The organism is Halobacillus shinanisalinarum, assembly GCF_022919835.1.
Taxonomy (GTDB): Bacteria; Bacillota; Bacilli; order Bacillales; family Halobacillaceae; genus Halobacillus_A; species Halobacillus_A shinanisalinarum.
The window spans coordinates 3,204,655-3,221,259 of sequence record NZ_CP095074.1; the positions used below are offsets into that span (position 1 = coordinate 3,204,655).

14 protein-coding genes and 1 pseudogene are annotated in these 16,605 nt (G+C 40.1%); 12 read left to right on the forward strand and 3 right to left on the reverse strand.

Annotation, left to right across the window (positions count from 1 at the left end; translation table 11 throughout):
- Positions 1-24: 24 nt before the first annotated feature.
- Together MUO14_RS15965 and MUO14_RS15970 are read right to left on the reverse strand one after the other, a co-directional pair.
- Positions 25-588, reverse strand: a complete 564-nt coding sequence (locus tag MUO14_RS15965) for a shikimate kinase (RefSeq protein WP_244751601.1) — start codon at positions 586-588, stop codon at positions 25-27.
- Between the two features lie 69 nt (positions 589-657).
- Positions 658-2,016 carry a hypothetical protein gene (locus MUO14_RS15970; protein WP_244751602.1) on the reverse strand — a complete coding sequence of 453 codons (1,359 nt, stop codon included), beginning with the start codon at positions 2,014-2,016 and terminating at the stop codon, positions 658-660.
- A gap of 201 nt (positions 2,017-2,217) precedes the next feature.
- On the opposite strand from MUO14_RS15970, the pseudogene MUO14_RS15975 reads away from it, so the two are divergent.
- From MUO14_RS15975 to MUO14_RS16015, 9 genes and pseudogenes are all read left to right on the forward strand, one after another.
- Positions 2,218-3,647, forward strand: a pseudogene (locus MUO14_RS15975) (aldehyde dehydrogenase family protein).
- Between the two features lie 46 nt (positions 3,648-3,693).
- Entirely contained in the window at positions 3,694-4,686 is a 993-nt protein-coding gene (locus MUO14_RS15980) for a zinc-dependent alcohol dehydrogenase (RefSeq protein WP_244755616.1), read from the forward strand.
- Positions 4,687-4,689: 3 nt separating this feature from the next.
- Positions 4,690-6,450, forward strand: a complete 1,761-nt coding sequence (locus MUO14_RS15985; protein WP_244751603.1) for a thiamine pyrophosphate-binding protein — start codon at positions 4,690-4,692, stop codon at positions 6,448-6,450.
- Positions 6,451-6,479: 29 nt separating this feature from the next.
- Positions 6,480-6,863 carry a cupin domain-containing protein gene (locus MUO14_RS15990; RefSeq protein WP_244751604.1) on the forward strand — a complete coding sequence of 128 codons (384 nt, stop codon included), beginning with the start codon at positions 6,480-6,482 and terminating at the stop codon, positions 6,861-6,863.
- A gap of 29 nt (positions 6,864-6,892) precedes the next feature.
- Positions 6,893-7,138 (forward strand): hypothetical protein, encoded by a 246-nt coding sequence (locus tag MUO14_RS15995; protein ID WP_244751605.1) that lies wholly within the window; start codon positions 6,893-6,895, stop codon positions 7,136-7,138.
- A 170-nt stretch (positions 7,139-7,308) separates the two neighbouring features.
- On the forward strand, positions 7,309-8,082 hold the full coding sequence (gene aroD / locus MUO14_RS16000; protein ID WP_244751606.1) for a type I 3-dehydroquinate dehydratase: 774 nt from the start codon (positions 7,309-7,311) through the stop codon (positions 8,080-8,082).
- A 130-nt stretch (positions 8,083-8,212) separates the two neighbouring features.
- Complete coding sequence (locus MUO14_RS16005) at positions 8,213-8,914, forward strand: FadR/GntR family transcriptional regulator (protein WP_244751607.1); 702 nt, start codon at positions 8,213-8,215, stop codon at positions 8,912-8,914.
- 58 nt (positions 8,915-8,972) lie between these two features.
- Positions 8,973-10,181: a CaiB/BaiF CoA transferase family protein gene (locus tag MUO14_RS16010; protein WP_244751608.1), complete on the forward strand. Its 1,209-nt coding sequence runs from the start codon at positions 8,973-8,975 to the stop codon at positions 10,179-10,181.
- Positions 10,182-10,183: 2 nt separating this feature from the next.
- The gene (locus MUO14_RS16015) at positions 10,184-11,146 is read left to right on the forward strand and encodes a hydroxymethylglutaryl-CoA lyase (protein ID WP_244751609.1); all 963 of its coding nucleotides are present in this window, start codon (positions 10,184-10,186) and stop codon (positions 11,144-11,146) included.
- Positions 11,147-11,264: 118 nt separating this feature from the next.
- On the opposite strand, the gene MUO14_RS24485 is transcribed toward MUO14_RS16015, so the two are convergent.
- Positions 11,265-11,459, reverse strand: coding sequence for a YjcZ family sporulation protein (locus MUO14_RS24485; RefSeq protein ID WP_304654190.1), 195 nt, complete (start codon positions 11,457-11,459; stop codon positions 11,265-11,267).
- 708 nt (positions 11,460-12,167) lie between these two features.
- Here MUO14_RS24485 and MUO14_RS16025 point away from each other — a divergent pair.
- Genes MUO14_RS16025 through MUO14_RS16035 form a run of 3 tightly spaced genes read left to right on the forward strand, consistent with a single transcriptional unit; the run spans position 12,168 to position 16,593 of the window.
- On the forward strand, positions 12,168-13,133 hold the full coding sequence (locus tag MUO14_RS16025) for an AAA family ATPase (RefSeq protein ID WP_244751610.1): 966 nt from the start codon (positions 12,168-12,170) through the stop codon (positions 13,131-13,133).
- Positions 13,130-14,395, forward strand: coding sequence for a DUF58 domain-containing protein (locus tag MUO14_RS16030; protein WP_244751611.1), 1,266 nt, complete (start codon positions 13,130-13,132; stop codon positions 14,393-14,395). The genes MUO14_RS16025 and MUO14_RS16030 overlap by 4 nt, the downstream gene beginning before the upstream one ends.
- Entirely contained in the window at positions 14,395-16,593 is a 2,199-nt protein-coding gene (locus tag MUO14_RS16035) for a transglutaminase TgpA family protein (RefSeq protein WP_244751612.1), read from the forward strand. Before MUO14_RS16030 ends, MUO14_RS16035 begins: the two co-directional genes overlap by 1 nt.
- Positions 16,594-16,605 lie beyond the last annotated feature (12 nt).

Consider the following 16,605-nt stretch of genomic DNA (forward strand, 5'->3'; position numbering starts at 1 on the left):
TCTGCTTTTCTGATAAGACTCGGATTAATCATATAAATTCCAGGCCATTTTTAACGATTCTGTAATATAATCAGCGACTTCTTCTTCATCTAGCTGGTCCGTCATTAACTTAGAATTGTGGTCAGAGTAGCTATCTTTTCTTTCGTGAAATAACGTTTCTATTTCTTCAATCGTTCTCCCTTGCAGCACCGGGCGGCTGTCTACTAGCATACTCAGTCTTTCCTTCCAGGAATCCCATGAAATGTCCAAATAGAAAACAATACAGTTAGTCAAGCAAACATTACGAATCTCCTCTTGCAAGAATGCTCCTCCACCAAGTGATATAATCTTCAGCCTCTGTTGGCAACATGTAGTAATAGTGTTTTTTTCTTCTTTACGAAAGGCTTTTTCACCAATTGTTTTAAAGATTTCAGAAGTGGGCATTTGATATTTATTTTCAATTTCCTGGTCAACATCAATAAAGCTTCGGTGAAGTTTTTTGGCAACCAACCTGCCTATTGTTGTTTTACCAACACCCATAAAGCCGACAAACACGATACTTTTTTCTCTTAGCGGAATTTCTCTTAATGAAATGTCTTTGTTTACCATATGAAAGCATCCTTTAGTTTATAAAAGTTGGATTGATTATAATACATTTAGCAGTAAATGTGCAAAAATTTATATGGCTAAAAAAAGATTCAGCGTATACGCAATCGTCATTGTTAAGAGCATATAGCCTATGGAAAAACCGACGTTCCATAATCCTAAACGGTAAGGGTTCATTTTTAGTTGATTGGCTAGTATAGATACAGAAATATTAAATGGGCTGTACATAACTGTGCTTAGGCTGCAGGCGATTAATACTAAAGTTAATGAAATGTTTGCTACTTGAGGTAAGATAGGAACCAATAGTTCAGCTAGCAGTACAATGGATACTAAGGGATGAAACCCTATATAAGACGAAAGTAAGAAATATCCACCAATCATTAGATAGAAAATGAATGTTAGGTCTGCTGTAGAAACGAAAATAGTTTGCAAGATTCCGATAAGTTCAGTAGTGGCTAACATTTCCACAAAAAAACCTGCACTTAAGAACATGAAAAAATAGTTCGACAATCCTTTTGTTTTTAATTTCCAATAAGGGATAGCAAGAGATACATACCTTTTGACTTTACGAATATACAGGGCCCAAAGTAATGAAATTGGTAGAATGAGCAGGACTAAAGAGAAAAGATAGCTTTGATTAAACAATTGATTAAAAAAAGTGACCGTCACAACAAGAATTAGCAACAATAAAAATAATTCCCGAATCTTTTTAAATATATATTGATAGGAAATATCCATTTTACTAGACGTTGTTTCTAATGGAAGATGTTTATATTTTCTTTTAGCTATATACCAATCTAGAAATAAAGTCAAGACGGCAATAAAAAAGATGAAAGGAAATATAAATATGTAGCTTTCTTGGGTGATTTCAAGCGACTTAATCACCATAATTTCAAGCGGACTCCAGGTCAGACACATTGCATAAGCACGTAATAAATTTTCCGAATAGAATTTATTGCTTATGTTTAATGGGAGATGTTTGAGTGTATTCTTTAATGACCGCAGTAACAGTGGAATAGTGGCAATGTTCAGGAATAAACCTAGGACGTGAGACACAAAAGAACTTCGTTTATATAAATCGCTGACACCATCTACTTTATATTTTAAGAATAGATTAAGGTTGGTATCATACCGCCCAACTTGAATTAAAGAATTTAGAAAAGGAAGCAATAAAAATAATGACAAAATGCCTAGCATCGAGTCAAAGTGGAGAAATACTGTATGCCATGACGAATCATTGTTTAAGAACAAGAGAAATCCTATCACGTAAAAAGTAATACCGGAATATAAATACAATCCTTTTGCAAAAAACAATGAAATGAGGATTGCAAGATTTGCAAAGATTCCAACAATATAGAGGGTGGTATCTCCTTCCCAAATTTGTGATAGAAGATAAAGGAAAATTAAAACAGGGTAGATATAAACACGCATATTTCCCCTCCTTTTGAGAGCATGATTAAGATTTGCAGTAAAAGAATATAGATGGGTATTGAAATTTTCAATTTTCTATCGTATTATATTGATAACGGTTTCATTAGATCGATCTAATAACCATCTTACGTAAGAAAAGGTGAAAAATCAAATAAACTTCATTTAGTAGATCGATCCAATTATGAAAAGAGGGTGAGTAAAATGAATCTTAAAGCACAACCTTTTATCTCAGGAGAGTGGATTTCAGACGATCGGGAGAGATTAGAAATAAAAAGTCCATTTACTCAAGAAATGATTGGAGAACAATACTTAGCTACAGAAGAAGATGTAGAGCGAGCTCTTAATGCCGCTTATTCAAGTAAAAAAGAGATTAGGGATATTCCATCTGTAAAACGTGCGAAGATATTGAAAAAAGCATCGGAATTGATGGAACAAAATAAAGAGAAATTGGCAAAGATCATTTCTAGTGAATTAGGAAAGCCATTAAAAAATACGTTAGGCGAGGTAGATCGATCCATTGAAACATTAGAGTTGTCCGCTGAAGAAGCAAAACGTCTTCACGGGGAAACATTGCCGGGGACGCATCAGAAAGAGGGGTACACACTATTGCCTCAACTCATCGCGTTCCCGTTGGTGTAGTTGCAGCGATCACTCCTTTTAATGCACCGTTGAATCTAGTTTGCCACAAATTAGGGCCTGCCTTTGCTGGTGGGAATACAACCATTTTAAAACCTGCCCCACAAACGACACTTATTGCTACGGAGTTGTTGAAGTTGTTGCTTGAAGCCGGCGTTCCTAAAAATGCGGTGAACATGGTGCTTGGCGGGGTGGACACAGGTCAACAAATAGTAAGAGATGATCGAGTAAATGTCATTTCATTTACTGGAGGTACAGTTGCAAGTAGAAACATTTGTGAAATAGCCGGGATAAAAAAAGTACTATTAGAGCTAGGTGGTAATGCAGCTACGATCGTTCATGAAGATGCCAATATATCAGATGCCGCCCAACAATGTGCGAAAACAGGGTACAGTAACTCGGGACAAAGCTGTATTTCCGTTCAAAGGGTCTATGTTCACAAATCTGTATTGGATGATTTTGTACCCCAATTAAAACAAGAAGTGTCCAAACTAAAGGTAGGAGACCCACTGCTTCCCGACACAGATGTTGGTACTTTAGTGGATGAAAAAGCGGCGGACCGTGTGATCGGTTGGATTGGCGAAGCTGTCAGCTCAGGTGCTGAAGTACTAATCGGGGGAGAGAAAAAAGGAGCGTCCGTTGAGCCCACTGTCATTGTGAATCCTCCCAAGCAAAGCAAAGTGGTTTGCCAAGAGGTTTTCGGACCTGTAGTTAGTGTGATTCCTTATGAAGACTTGGAGGAAGCAGTAGAAGAAGCAAATGACTCTTCTTTTGGACTGCAAACAGGGATTTTCACAAACCAAATTGACCTAGCCTATAAGGTGGCACATGAACTTGAGGTCGGAGGAGTCGTTATTAACGGAACATCAAACTTCCGTTTAGATCATTGGCCTTACGGTGGAGTTAAAGATAGTGGAATCGGACGTGAAGGTCCACGCTATGCGATTCAAGACATGACAGAAAGTAAAATGATTGTATTAAAACTACCTAAATAATAATCTATTGCACAGTTTTGAACAGGAAGGATTGGCGGTGACAAAGATGTATGGATTATTTTTAAAGAACCCTAGTGATCTAGAATTAAAAGAATTTGCATCCATACCTACACTTCAAGATGATGAAGTGAAACTTAAGTTAATTTACGGAGGAATTTGTGGTTCAGACGTAAATGTATACAAAGGGAAGATTGAGCATGCTAGTTATCCAGTTTCACCCGGGCATGAATTAGTAGGTGAAATCGTGCAAACCGGTGCTAATGTAAAAGAAAACATTGGCCAGCGAGTAGTCATTCAACCGAACTCTTTTTGTGGTGAATGTAACTATTGTAAGTCGGGCCAAACGAATATTTGTCCTGATAAGAAGTCGTTAGGTGTCAATGTTAATGGAGGGTTTGTCCAAGAGTTTGTGATTTCCTCAAAATACGTTTTACCCGTTCCTAAAGAGCTGGCAAATGAAAAGGCAGTATTAATCGAACCGTTTGCTGTCATTGTTCACGCTTTCAAAAAGGTTTCCATCACACAAGGAACTTCCGTAGCTATTATCGGATGTGGGGCGGAAGGGATGTTGGCCGTAGCTCTTGCCAATCATTTAGGTGCCAATATAACGGCCGTGGATATTAATCAAGAAAAATTGAACAAAATCCAGAGCCATTATAGTGGTATCAATACGTGTCTGCCGGAAGAAGTAGAAGCAGGAAAGTTTGATGTAGTGATTGAGGCAGCAGGAGCTAAACAATCGTTTGAACAAGGAGTCGATATTCTCAAACCAGGTGGTGCCATGGTGGTTGTGGGTATGGCACCAAAAGCGGAATTACCAGTAACACAGATGGTACGAAAAGAATTAACGTTATATGGATCGATCATCTACAACTTCCCGGATGATTTTTTGGTAAGTATTGAGTATTTGCAAGAGGAAGACTTTAACGTCCAACCGATTATCTCTGAAATTCTTCCTTTAAATGAGTATAAAAAGGCGTACGAATATGCTACGTCAGGTCAATACGGAAAAATCATACTAAACTTTCAGGAGGCATAATAAATGGAAAAGTTAGTTTCGAACTTGCTAGTTCAATACCTCGAAAACAGAGGTGTTGAACATATATTCGGTTTGTGCGGCCATACAAACATTGCGGTCCTTTCTGAGCTTGAGAAGAGCTCCATTGGTTTTGTAAACGTTCGGCATGAACAAATTGCAGCACATATGGCAGACGGCTACGCGAGAGCGACAAAACAAGCTTCCGTTGTGTTAAGTCATTTAGGACCAGGATTGACAAATGCAGCAACAGGTGTGGCTAACGCGGCATTAGATTCCATTCCAATGGTGGTGATTGCAGGTGATGTACCGAGTCATTATTACGGGAAGCATCCACACCAGGAAGTTAACTTACATGCAGATGCTTCTCAAAACGAAATTTATCGTCCGTTCGTTAAGCGTGCTTGGCGTGTCGATCGCCCGGATTTATTTCCGGAAATCATGGAAAAGGCTTTTCAACTAGCTGAAAGCGGAAATCCCGGACCCGTCCTAGTGTCCGTTCCCATGGATATCTTTTCTAAGAAGATTGATGAATCGTTATTTGAAAAAAATAACTATCACACAAAGTCGCTGTCGAAACCATCGATCGATGATGAAAAGGCGAAAGAAATAATTCAAACGCTTGTCAATGCGAAAAATCCGCTGTTCTATGTTGGTGGAGGAATCATGCTGGCAGACGCGGCCCAAGAATTAAGAGAACTTGTCAATTATTTGGATATCCCGGTAGCGCACTCTCTAATGGGGAAAGGCGCCGTATCTGATGATAATGATCTAACTCTTGGTATGACTGGATTTTGGGGGACGAAATTCATCAATGATAAATGTAAAGAGGCAGACTACATTTTTGCACTTGGAACTCGTTTTGCTGAAGCGGATAGTAGTTCCTGGGAGTCAGAATATACCTTTAATATTCCATCTACAAAGCTGATTCAGATTGATATTGATCCAAATGAGATTGGCAGGAATTATCCTGTTGAAATCGGAGCCGTTGCTGATTTAAAACAAGCGTTGACTGTATTAAATCGTGTGGCTAAGGAAGTAGTGCCAGAGGGTTTGACAAATAATCACATCAAACGAGAAATTGTCAATAATCGAAAAGAATTCACCGAAAGCAATAAAGAGCTTGAGGAAGATGACAGTTTTCCTATGATGCCACAGCGAATTTTAGCAGATGTACGTGATGTACTTCCAAAAGATGCCTATCTTACGACGGATGTAGGCTGGAATAAAAATGGGGTAGGACAACAATTCCCTATCTATGAAGCTGGGTCAATTCTTACGCCAGGCGGCTTTGCGACGATGGGCTTCGGAGCTCCAGCGGCTATGGGAGCTAAAATTGCTTCTCCTGATAAGGTAGTTGTCTCCCTAGTTGGCGACGGCGGGTTTGGCCAAAATCCGGCCCTATTAGCTACGGCGGCTGAAGAAGGCATACCAGTTATTTGGATTGTTATGAACAACTCTGCTTATGGAACAATTGCCGGACTTGAAAAAGCTCATTTTGATACGACACATGGAACAGTGTTTACAAAAGATGGCGAATCGTACACCCCTGATTATGCAAGCATTGCAAAAGCGTACGGGGTCGACGGGGTTAAGGTTGAGTCAGCAGAAGAATTTAAACCTGCATTACAGCAAGCGATTGAATCAAACAAACCTTTTGTTATAGATACGCCTATGATCAATAACCCAGTCCCTACAGATGGACACTGGAACATCATGGATATTTACTCTCCTGGTAAGAAAGTACATCATGCAAGCATTAAATAATTTGCGATTAAAAAAGGAGGAGTTCAGTTATGGAAATTAAAGTATTAGATCCATTCAAAGATTCAAACCCTTCATGGCTAGGTCTAGAAGACCCTGATAAAAATATGGTTCGAAAAGTATTTCAGTTAATTACTCCTGATAATGTAGGATCCAAGCATATGATGGCAGGTTTAACTGTTTTTGAACCAGGCGAAGCAAGTTCCCTCCATAATCATGACAATTCCGAGGAACTTAATGTTGTCATTAAAGGTTCTGGTGAAGTCGTGGATGATAGAGGAAACAAACGCTCATTTAAAGAAAATGATTATATGTTTATACCTGAAGGAGAATTCCATCAGCACGTGAACAATGGGGATGAACCATTATGGTTATTGTGGTGTTACTCTCCTCAGGGCCAATTGCCTAAGGACTAAACTGCTATTTCAAGAAAGTAGGAGAGTATATGCAACCTACCCTGAACAAGATGCTTAGTACATTAGGCTATGAAGCACTTAACCAAATCTTTGATATTAAACAAGAAAGTTTATCGGAAGTTGAAAAACGGAAATTAGTTGAATTAGCGATGAAACAAGAATCAGAAGAGCAGATGAGAGAACGAGTGCTTCGTATCTTAAATAAAGAAGTAGATAAACAAGAGAAGGTAAAATTGCTTTTGGATTTGGATACGGATAAGAATGAAAGTAGTTAACTGTAAAGATGTTCAAAGCGGCTCGCTTTGAACATTTTTGCGCTTTTACGTGAAAAAGGATTGTAAGTTAAAAAAAACTCCTATAGAATGACACTAATATGAAATAAAGGTTCAGAACATTTCGTGTATTGCAGGAACCAAAATATTGACGTGTCAAGGGGATTTTTTTAATGGAGCGGAGTAAAAAAGCATTTAAAGTGAAAGGTAAAATGGTTGGCGGTCAGCGTCCAATGATATGCATTCCACTTGTCGGTAAGGATAAAGAAGAGTTGATAAAAGAATTACACGTCATTAAAGATAAGCAACCTGATATCATTGAATGGCGCGCGGATTATTTCAAGGACTTAGATGATGAATCGAAGGTGGTAGACGCCCTTAGAAAGGTCAGTGATATAGCTGAGGAAGTTCCCCTCCTGTTTACGATTCGGTCAGAAGCGGAGGGTGGGCAGCAGATTACCTTAAACGAAAAGGCTAAACTAAACTTGCTAACGCAGCTGATGGGGACAGGAACAATCGACTTCGTTGATTATGAATTGGATAATGATGAAGATGATATTAAGTATCTGCGGAATATCACTGACAATTATGGCATAAAGCTGATCACTTCTTACCATAACTTTAGAGAAACACCGCCTGTAGAGACCATTTTTGAAAAAGGGAGACAAGCGGAAGATTATCAAGCCGATATGGTTAAAATTTCAGTTATGCCAAACAACATGGATGATGTATTGGTATTACTTGAGGCTACTCAAGCTATTAATAAACATATCAATATTCCGGTTGTTTCTATATCCATGGGAGAGTATGGCTCGATCAGCAGAATGTTTGGATGGAAATTTGGATCTGCCATCACATTCGGCATAGGGGAACAAAGCTCTGCGCCAGGGCAGATTCCGGTGGAAGACTTAAGGTCTGTCATTAATATTATTGAAAAAACGACTTAAGCGCCCATAAAGACTTCGACAGTAAATCGTTACTGTAACGGAGTCTTTTCTTGTCTCAAGCTTGACGTTCGGGACTATATTTATTATAATTTAACTAAATTGGACTAACCAATTTAGGGGGTGTAAATAAATGAGTGAACAAACCTATGAAGAAATGAAGAGCGAGCGGAAATACGAGAAAATTGTGCAGCAAATTTTACAGCTTATCGATAATGGAAAGTTGGAACCTGGGGATCGACTCCCGGCAGAAAGAAGTTTATCCGAAAAGTTAGGTTGCAGTAGAACATCGTTAAGAGAAGCGTTCCGTGTATTAGAATCGGAAGGATTGATTGTATCCAAAGTAGGCGGCGGCAGGTTTGTACAAAGGATCGACCAGCGTGTGAAATACAACTTTAATCCAATTGATACATTGGAAAAGTCAGCAATTCTCCATTTTATTGAAGCAAGAGAAACACTTGAACCCAAAATAGCTGAAATCGCTAGTTCTAGAGCAACTGAAGAGAATATCAAAAAGATGGCTGGGCTATTGACCAAAATGGAAGAGGAGTTGAAAAATCCTGATGAACAAATCGGAATAGATAGCAGCTTTCACATTGCATTAGCAGAATCCACCCAAAATTTTGTATTTGTTTCGATGATGGAATCCAATTTGCAAATGATACAAAAGGTAAGGAAGCAGACCTTAGGTGCAAAAGGCCGATCAAAACAAGCATTGTCTGAACACCGTGCTATATTGGAAGCGGTTAAAGCAAAGGAGTCAGCGAAGTCTGTAGAAGCGATCACCCTGCATTTAAAGCATTTGAAAGAAAGAGTTATAAGCAACAGCCCATGAAGGTATAAATTTTTTTACCCCAAAATTAGATCGATCTAATTATGAGAGGAGAATATAAATGAGTAAAGTAAATTTCGGACCATTAACTGGGATTAAAATCTTAGATATCTCAACTATGATCGCCGCCCCTTTTGGAGCAACCCTATTAGCGGACTTTGGGGCAGATGTAACTAAAATCGAACTTCCTGGTAAAGGAGACACCTTAAGGACAGTAGGACCTTGGAAAGGAGAAGAAGGACTAAGATGGCCAGGGCTAGCGCGGAACAAAAAATCGATCACGTTAGATATACGCACTGAGGAAGGGAAAAGCTTATTCAAGAAGTTAATCTCACAATCAGATGTGTTAGTAGAAAACTTCCGTCCCGGTACAATGGAAAAATGGGGATTAGGATATGAAGAATTGAAAAAGGTGAATCCTGAATTAATTATGTCCCGGGTATCTGGATATGGCCAAACAGGTCCTTACAGTGAAAAGGCTGGGTTTGGCACACCTGGTACAGCATTCAGCGGGCACACAGCCATTCAAGGTTACCCTGACCGTCCGCCAGTTAGCCCGTCTTATTCTTTATTAGATTATATTACTGGTGTGTACATGGCTCTTGCGACAGTAAGCGCGTTATACAATCGTGATGTTAATGAAGATGGTGAAGGGCAAATTGTAGAGATGGGTCTTTATGAATCGATATTCCGAATGCTCGAATTTTTAGTTGCCGAATATGACCAAAATGGGAAAGTGCGTGAAAGAAGTCCAGGACTTTCTGGACACTCAAGCCCTGCGGGTACTTATGCAACTAGCGATGGGAAATTTGTTGTACTCGTTACAAGTACAGACTCTACATTTAATCGCCTGGCCGAAGCGATGGATCGTACGGATATGTTAGAGGATGAACGATATTATACAAACTCAGAACGACTGAAAAATGATGAACAAGTGCAGGAAATGGTCTCAAACTGGATCAAAAAATATACACAGAAAGAATTAACGGAGAAATTGGATTCCTTTGGTGTTCCGATAAGCCCTATCTATACCATTGAAGATATCTTTCAGGATCCACATTTCAAAGCACGGGAAAATATTGTTGAAGTGGAGCATCCTCGCTTAGGGAAAGTTAAGGTACCTGGTGTTGTGCCTAAGTTTTCTAAAACGCCTGGTGCTATACGTCATCGTGCGCCCGATCTTGGAGAGCATAACGAGGAAATATACAGTGGAAGTTTGGGGCTTTCAGCAGAAGAAGTTAATCAACTAAAAGCAAAGGGGATTATTTAATCATGCGCTCACGAAATCTGGAATTGCCATCTAAAGTTATTGTTTGTGAAGTGGCGCCGCGTGACGGCTTTCAGGCCGAAGCAAAGTGGATACCTACAGAGAACAAGGTGAAAATTATTAGAGAGCTGGCGAAAACCGGTCTAGAATCTATGGAGGTAACTTCTTTCGTCCATCCAGAAGCCATTCCGCAACTAAAAGATGCAGAGGAAGTCGTCCGTCAGGTACAAGATTTGGAGGATCTCCACTTTCGAGCCCTGGTTCCAAATGTTAAAGGGGCTCAAAGGGCAATTGATTCAGGTATTAAGAAATTAAAATTAATGCTCTCAGCAACAGATTCTCACAGTCTGTCAAATGCAAATGCAACAGTAGAAGATGCCCAAAATAGACTGGAACCTATTATTGATTTAGCGCATAAGCAAAACATCATTGTGGGGGGATCCATATCCGTGGCCTTCGGCTGTCCTTATGAGGGAAAAGTTCATGTCAATCAATTGATCCCGATTATAAAACGGTATCAAAAGATGGGTGTAAGCGAAATCTCACTGGCGGATACGACAGGGATGGCTAATCCAAAGCAAGTGTATGATACATTAGGAGAATTAAAAGAGGAGTTCCCGACCATCACTTTCTCGATGCACTTTCATAACACAAGGGGTATGGCTGTAGCGAACACTGTTAGTGCGTTGCAACAGGATGTGATTCATTTTGACAGTTCAATTGCTGGACTGGGAGGCTGTCCCTACGCTCCAGGAGCATCGGGGAATGTAGCAACAGAAGATCTCGTGCATTTTCTCCATGAATCGGGAATGGAGACAGGTGTTAATCTGGAATCACTTACCCAGACGGCTGAAAATGTAAGAAACATGATAGGACATGACGGAGGTAGCTACTTGTTGCAGGCGGGGCCTTGTTCTACTCTTCATAGGAAGCCAACAGCACAGCAAAAAATTCAAATAAATAAGTAATCATGAACATGCTCCTCAACTCTTCCGTAAATAATTGAGGAGCACTTTTTTGTTAAGGAAAAGAAAAGAACCAGGGACTAAGTGTGACTAAGTCCTGGCTCTTTTTTATAATTACAGATTACTTGTAAAATGAAGCTCCCACAATAATGAGAAGAATAAACAAAACAACAATTAGGGCGAAGTTGTTTCCGCCTTTATGACCACAGCCATAGCCGCCAAAACCGCCAACATTATTGCCGTAACCGCCAAAACCGCCTACGTTATTTCCGTAACCGCCAAAGCCGCCTACGTTATTTCCGTATCCGTAGCCCATAATCTCACCACCTTTTAGTCTATACAATTACTTTATGAAATCTGTTTGATGATGGAAGGGCGTATGACTAGTGCCAAGGAAGAAATCAGGGCAAATATCTGTTAACAACGAGTGTTAAGCGGGGGCGCTTAAGAAAGATTAAAGGCGCGCAGAAGAACATTGCACTTTTTCATAAGACTTGAGGAAAAAAATCTACCATTGAATTGGTGAGGTTTGTTCCATATCTCCTTAAACAGGCATGTTATGATTTGTTCTGTTTTCATGGAGTCGTTTACCTCCGAAATGATGACTGAATATAATATGCGGGAATATCTATCGTAAAGCTGATCGAGTGCTTGCTTATCTTTATGTAAGATTCGAGTAATCAGAGATTGATCTAATCTCAAGTTGGCCCTCTCCCTTTTTATTAACTCTATTATAAAATACCCCGAAATGTATCTTCTAAACACGTGTTTACTAGTCTTTAAGCATAAATTGAAAGACTAAACCCATATACAATTGTTACTATTTTCCATTTGGAAGGAGTATAAAGATGTAAATGAAAGGAGAAAACGTCGTTACAAGGAGCTTTTTATATAATGCATCCCCAAATGTAAAAATTTTGACGGAAACCTGTCAGATATTTTGTCGTATGCCTATAGTTGTAGTATAGTTATGATGAGCGAGACTTTTCAGAATATATTGTCAAAGTAGAGAGGGGTACACCTGATGACTCAGCAAACTTTTTTATACCAGCCCAAGATTACGGAAGTGTTAAAGAACATAAATAAAGTAATGATTGGCAAGGAAGAAGCTGCATTATTGAGTGTGATTGCATTGCTTGCTAAAGGACACGTTTTGCTGGAAGATGTACCAGGAGTAGGGAAGACGATGCTAGTCCGAACGTTAGCTAAATCGCTCGATTGTGATTTTAAACGTATCCAATTTACCCCCGACTTATTGCCGTCTGATGTGACGGGAGTTTCCATATATAATCCGAAAGAACTTGAATTCGAATTTCGTCCAGGTCCGATTTTAGGCAATATTGTATTAGCGGATGAAATTAACCGTACTTCGCCTAAAACACAATCCGCGTTACTTGAAGGAATGGAAGAAACGAGTATAACGGTAGATGGGGAGGCGGTACCTTTAAAACAGCCGTTTTTCGTCATGGCCACACAAAATCCTATCGAATATGAGGGAACCTATCCATTGCCCGAAGCGCAGCTGGATCGTTTTCTATTAAAGTTGAAAATGGGTTATCCGAAAGCTAAACAGGAAATGGAGATGCTCGAACGAACATCTGGAAGTCATCCGATTCATGCAGTGGATTCCGTGATATCGCGTAAGGAGCTGATTGATCTGCAGAAGCAGACAGAAGAAGTGTATGTGGATCAAACGGTTAATCGTTATATCGTTGAGCTAGTGACGGGGACAAGAACTCACGAAGGGGTATACCTCGGGGTTAGCCCACGAGGTTCAATCGCCCTCATGAAGGCGGCTAAAGCCTATGCTTTCATCCAAGATAGAGATTACGTTGTCCCTGATGATATCAAGTTTTTGGCTCCCTATGTTTTATCCCATCGTATGATTCTAACTACGGAATCAAAATTTGAAAGGATAACCGCGGAAGATATTGTAGCCGAACTGCTAACGATGACTTCAATTCCAGTGCAGAGGAACGTAAATGAATGAAACAATCGGTTCGATTCACAGCTAGATTAGTAGTTATTTTTCTTATATTTGCTGTGCTTTTTTCCTATGCTATGTTTCAAGGCGGTTTTGTCAGCTGGTTCTTATTTTACAGCTTTCTGCCCTTTCTCCTTTATATGGTAGGACTTACTTTTTATCGAATGGATAATTGGAAGGTTGAGCGCCGCTTGTCTAAAAAGGTAACGACAGCAGGGGAGACTATTCATGTCGATGTTCACATTACTAGATCGTTTCTATTTCCTATGTATTATTGCGTAATTGAAGAATATATTCCTGAGTCTTTAATGAAGCGGGACACGCATTTTGAGAAGTACCGGAACATGGGTAAACCAGATGATCTGAATAAGCGAAGACAGGTGAAGAAAGCAGTTTTTCCCTGGTTTAAGCGAACCATACGCTATCAGTACGTAATAGAGGAGATTCCAAGGGGGGAGCATCAATTGCGAGCTCTTCGCGTGAAAACAGGGGATTTCTTCGGATTTATTACGAAAGAAGTGATTTATCAACTTAATAATAAAATTATTGCCTTTCCTTATAAACGCCCTGTTAGACTAACAGAAAGGGCTTATAGTTTTGAGCAGGGAGCCAGTCCATCCTTCAAGCTGAATGAAAAAAATACGAATGTTGTTTCAGGTGTGAGAGAGTATGTTCCGGGAGACCGGTTTTCATGGATTGACTGGAAGACAACAGCTAAAAGCAACCAGATGATGACAAAGGAATTTGAGCAGGAGAAAAGCGTAGATATGTTGATCATCTTAAATGCCGTCTATGAAGAAGATATGAATCCTTTGAGTTTTGAGGGATCAGTAGAATTTAGTGCGTCTTTACTAGAAGAAATTTATAACAGGTCATCACAGCTTGCCTTTATGACACTTGGTGATGGGAAAAGATATTTTCCTTTTCAACAGGACCATGCCTATAAAGACATGATTCAACAGCATCTAGCCCAAATACGCCCACGAGGACAAACACCTTTTGCTAAACAGCTGGAGCGTGAACTTTCACAGAATCTAACGGGAATGCTGTTGCTTATAGTGAGTCATCAACTTGACATGCACTTATTTACTAGCCTCATTCGTTTAGCCCAAAAAAGCAAGCGTGTCGTCCTCTTTTATGTCAAACCTCGCAGTCAAATGGAGTTTCAAGATCATAAGTTGGTCAAGCAGTTAGTAAGTAACGGAATTGTCGTAAACATGATCTCAGAAGACGAATTAACTCAACAAGAATTTGAGGTGAACACATAATGGACATCTCACAGGATAAGCAAGGGCTAGTCTATCAGATTGTCATCTATGTTTGTGGGTTTTTACTGTTTTGTGAATGGTTGAGGCCGCTAGAAATGATCTCAAATACGCAAAATGTTAAAGTCTTCCTCATCTATGCCGGTTTTTGTTTTTTTATTTCATTTCTGCAAATCACTTGGATGATCTCGGTTCCATTAAAGTTGCTAGGTCTATTATTTATTATTGATGGGTTATATGTAGCTGAACGGATTTTCAGTGGACAATGGTTTTCTGTTGTTTATGATCAAGTCATTTACAATATTCAAGTCATTCAATCACAACAATGGTGGGAAATGACACCGCTATTTAGAAGTCTATTATTCCTGATTTTGTTATGGCTCATGAGCTATCTGCTGTACTATTGGTTTATCATTTCCAAACGGATGCTCGTTTTTGTTCTTCTTACCTTTGTTTATGTCACTGTTGTCGATACATTTACGATGTATGATGGGCAATGGGCTATCATCCGCACGTTTATACTGGCAATGGTCTCACTCGGCTTAGCTCATTTTTTCAAAGAAATGGACAAAGAAGAGATTTTATTAAAAGGTGTAAAAAAAGCTTACTTATGGGCACTGCCCTTAATTGGAGTGATTATGTTCTCTACCTTGGTGGGATATGCTTCACCTAAATTGGATCCGCAATGGCCGGACCCTGTCCCTTACTTGACTAGCTCAAATAGTGACGCAGGTGCGGGACCAGGTGGACGTGTTCAAAAAGTAGGGTATGGGGAGAACGATTCAAGGCTTGGTGGTTCGTTTATTCAGGACGATACGACAGTCTTTCAAGCAGTGGCTGACAATGAGCAATACTGGAGAATTGAATCTAAGGATACGTACACAGGGAAAGGATGGGAAGACACGTTAGCAGACCCTGTTACCAACATCTCCCCCGATAACATTAAATTTCAAACATTTACAGAAAATGTAGAGGTGGAAGAACAGACGGCATTGCTGAATTTTACCGATGAGGCTGATTTCAGAAAGCTTGTTTACCCTTATGGAGTCCAAGAACTGGAACGCTTCCCTGAAAGAGTGGATATCACCTTGCACGAGAACACTGGAGAGATGGATACGTTGATAGAAGGGGATCCGAACCAGGTTCAGCAATACATCACCCATTACAATGCCCCTTCTTTTGAATACAATCAATTAAGAGAAACCAATGGCGAGGATCCAGAAGAAATTACCGAAAACTATCTACAATTACCTGATAGTTTACCGGATCGCGTTCGTGAATTGGCTAGTGATATCGTTAGTGAGGAAGATAACCGATACGATCGAGCAAAAGCTGTCGAATCTTATTTCTCTCAAAATGGATTTAAATATTCTACGACCGACGTTCCCGTCCCTAGTGAAAATCAAGACTATGTGGATCAATTTCTATTCGAATCCCAAGTCGGTTATTGTGATAACTACTCAACATCCATGGTCGTGCTACTTCGTGCTGAAGGCATTCCAGCCCGCTGGGTGAAAGGCTTTACCGGTGGTGAACGCCAAAACGAAACAGCCACAGTAAACAACCAAACCTTGAATGTTTATGAGGTAACCAGCGGCAACGCGCACTCCTGGGTTGAGGTGTACTTCCCAGAGATAGGCTGGGTTCCTTTTGAACCAACACAGGGCTTTACGAACAACACAGACTTTCACCTTGAAATCGACGAAACAGAGGAGGAAGCCGAGTCTGCAGCAGCCAACGCAGAGGAACCTGAAGAAGGCCCAACTGGCAGGCCGGAACAAACCCAAGAACAACAGGCGAGCGCAAGCCAATCGGACACAGACTCAGGACAGCAAACCACCCTGTCACTATGGATCAGTCTGCTCGCAGCATTAATCATCGCCGCCGCTTTATACTATACAAGGTTCCGGTGGATGACAGCCATTTTAATCAGGCGATTTAGAAAAAGGGACAGCGAAGATACGTACGAACGCGCTTACCAATACTTGTTGAAGGTTCTCGAACATAGAGGCCTGAAACGTTCCCCTGACCAGACGCTTCGGGACTACGCGAGGAAGGTCGACACACATTTCCAATCCAATGACATGCGCAAGTTAACGAATAACTATGAACGTGTCTTGTACAGAAATGAAGGCCATAAAGAACAATGGCGCGAGGTAACAGAATTATGGGAAAATTTAATTAAAAAAGCATTGTCTTGATTCCGGGCTATG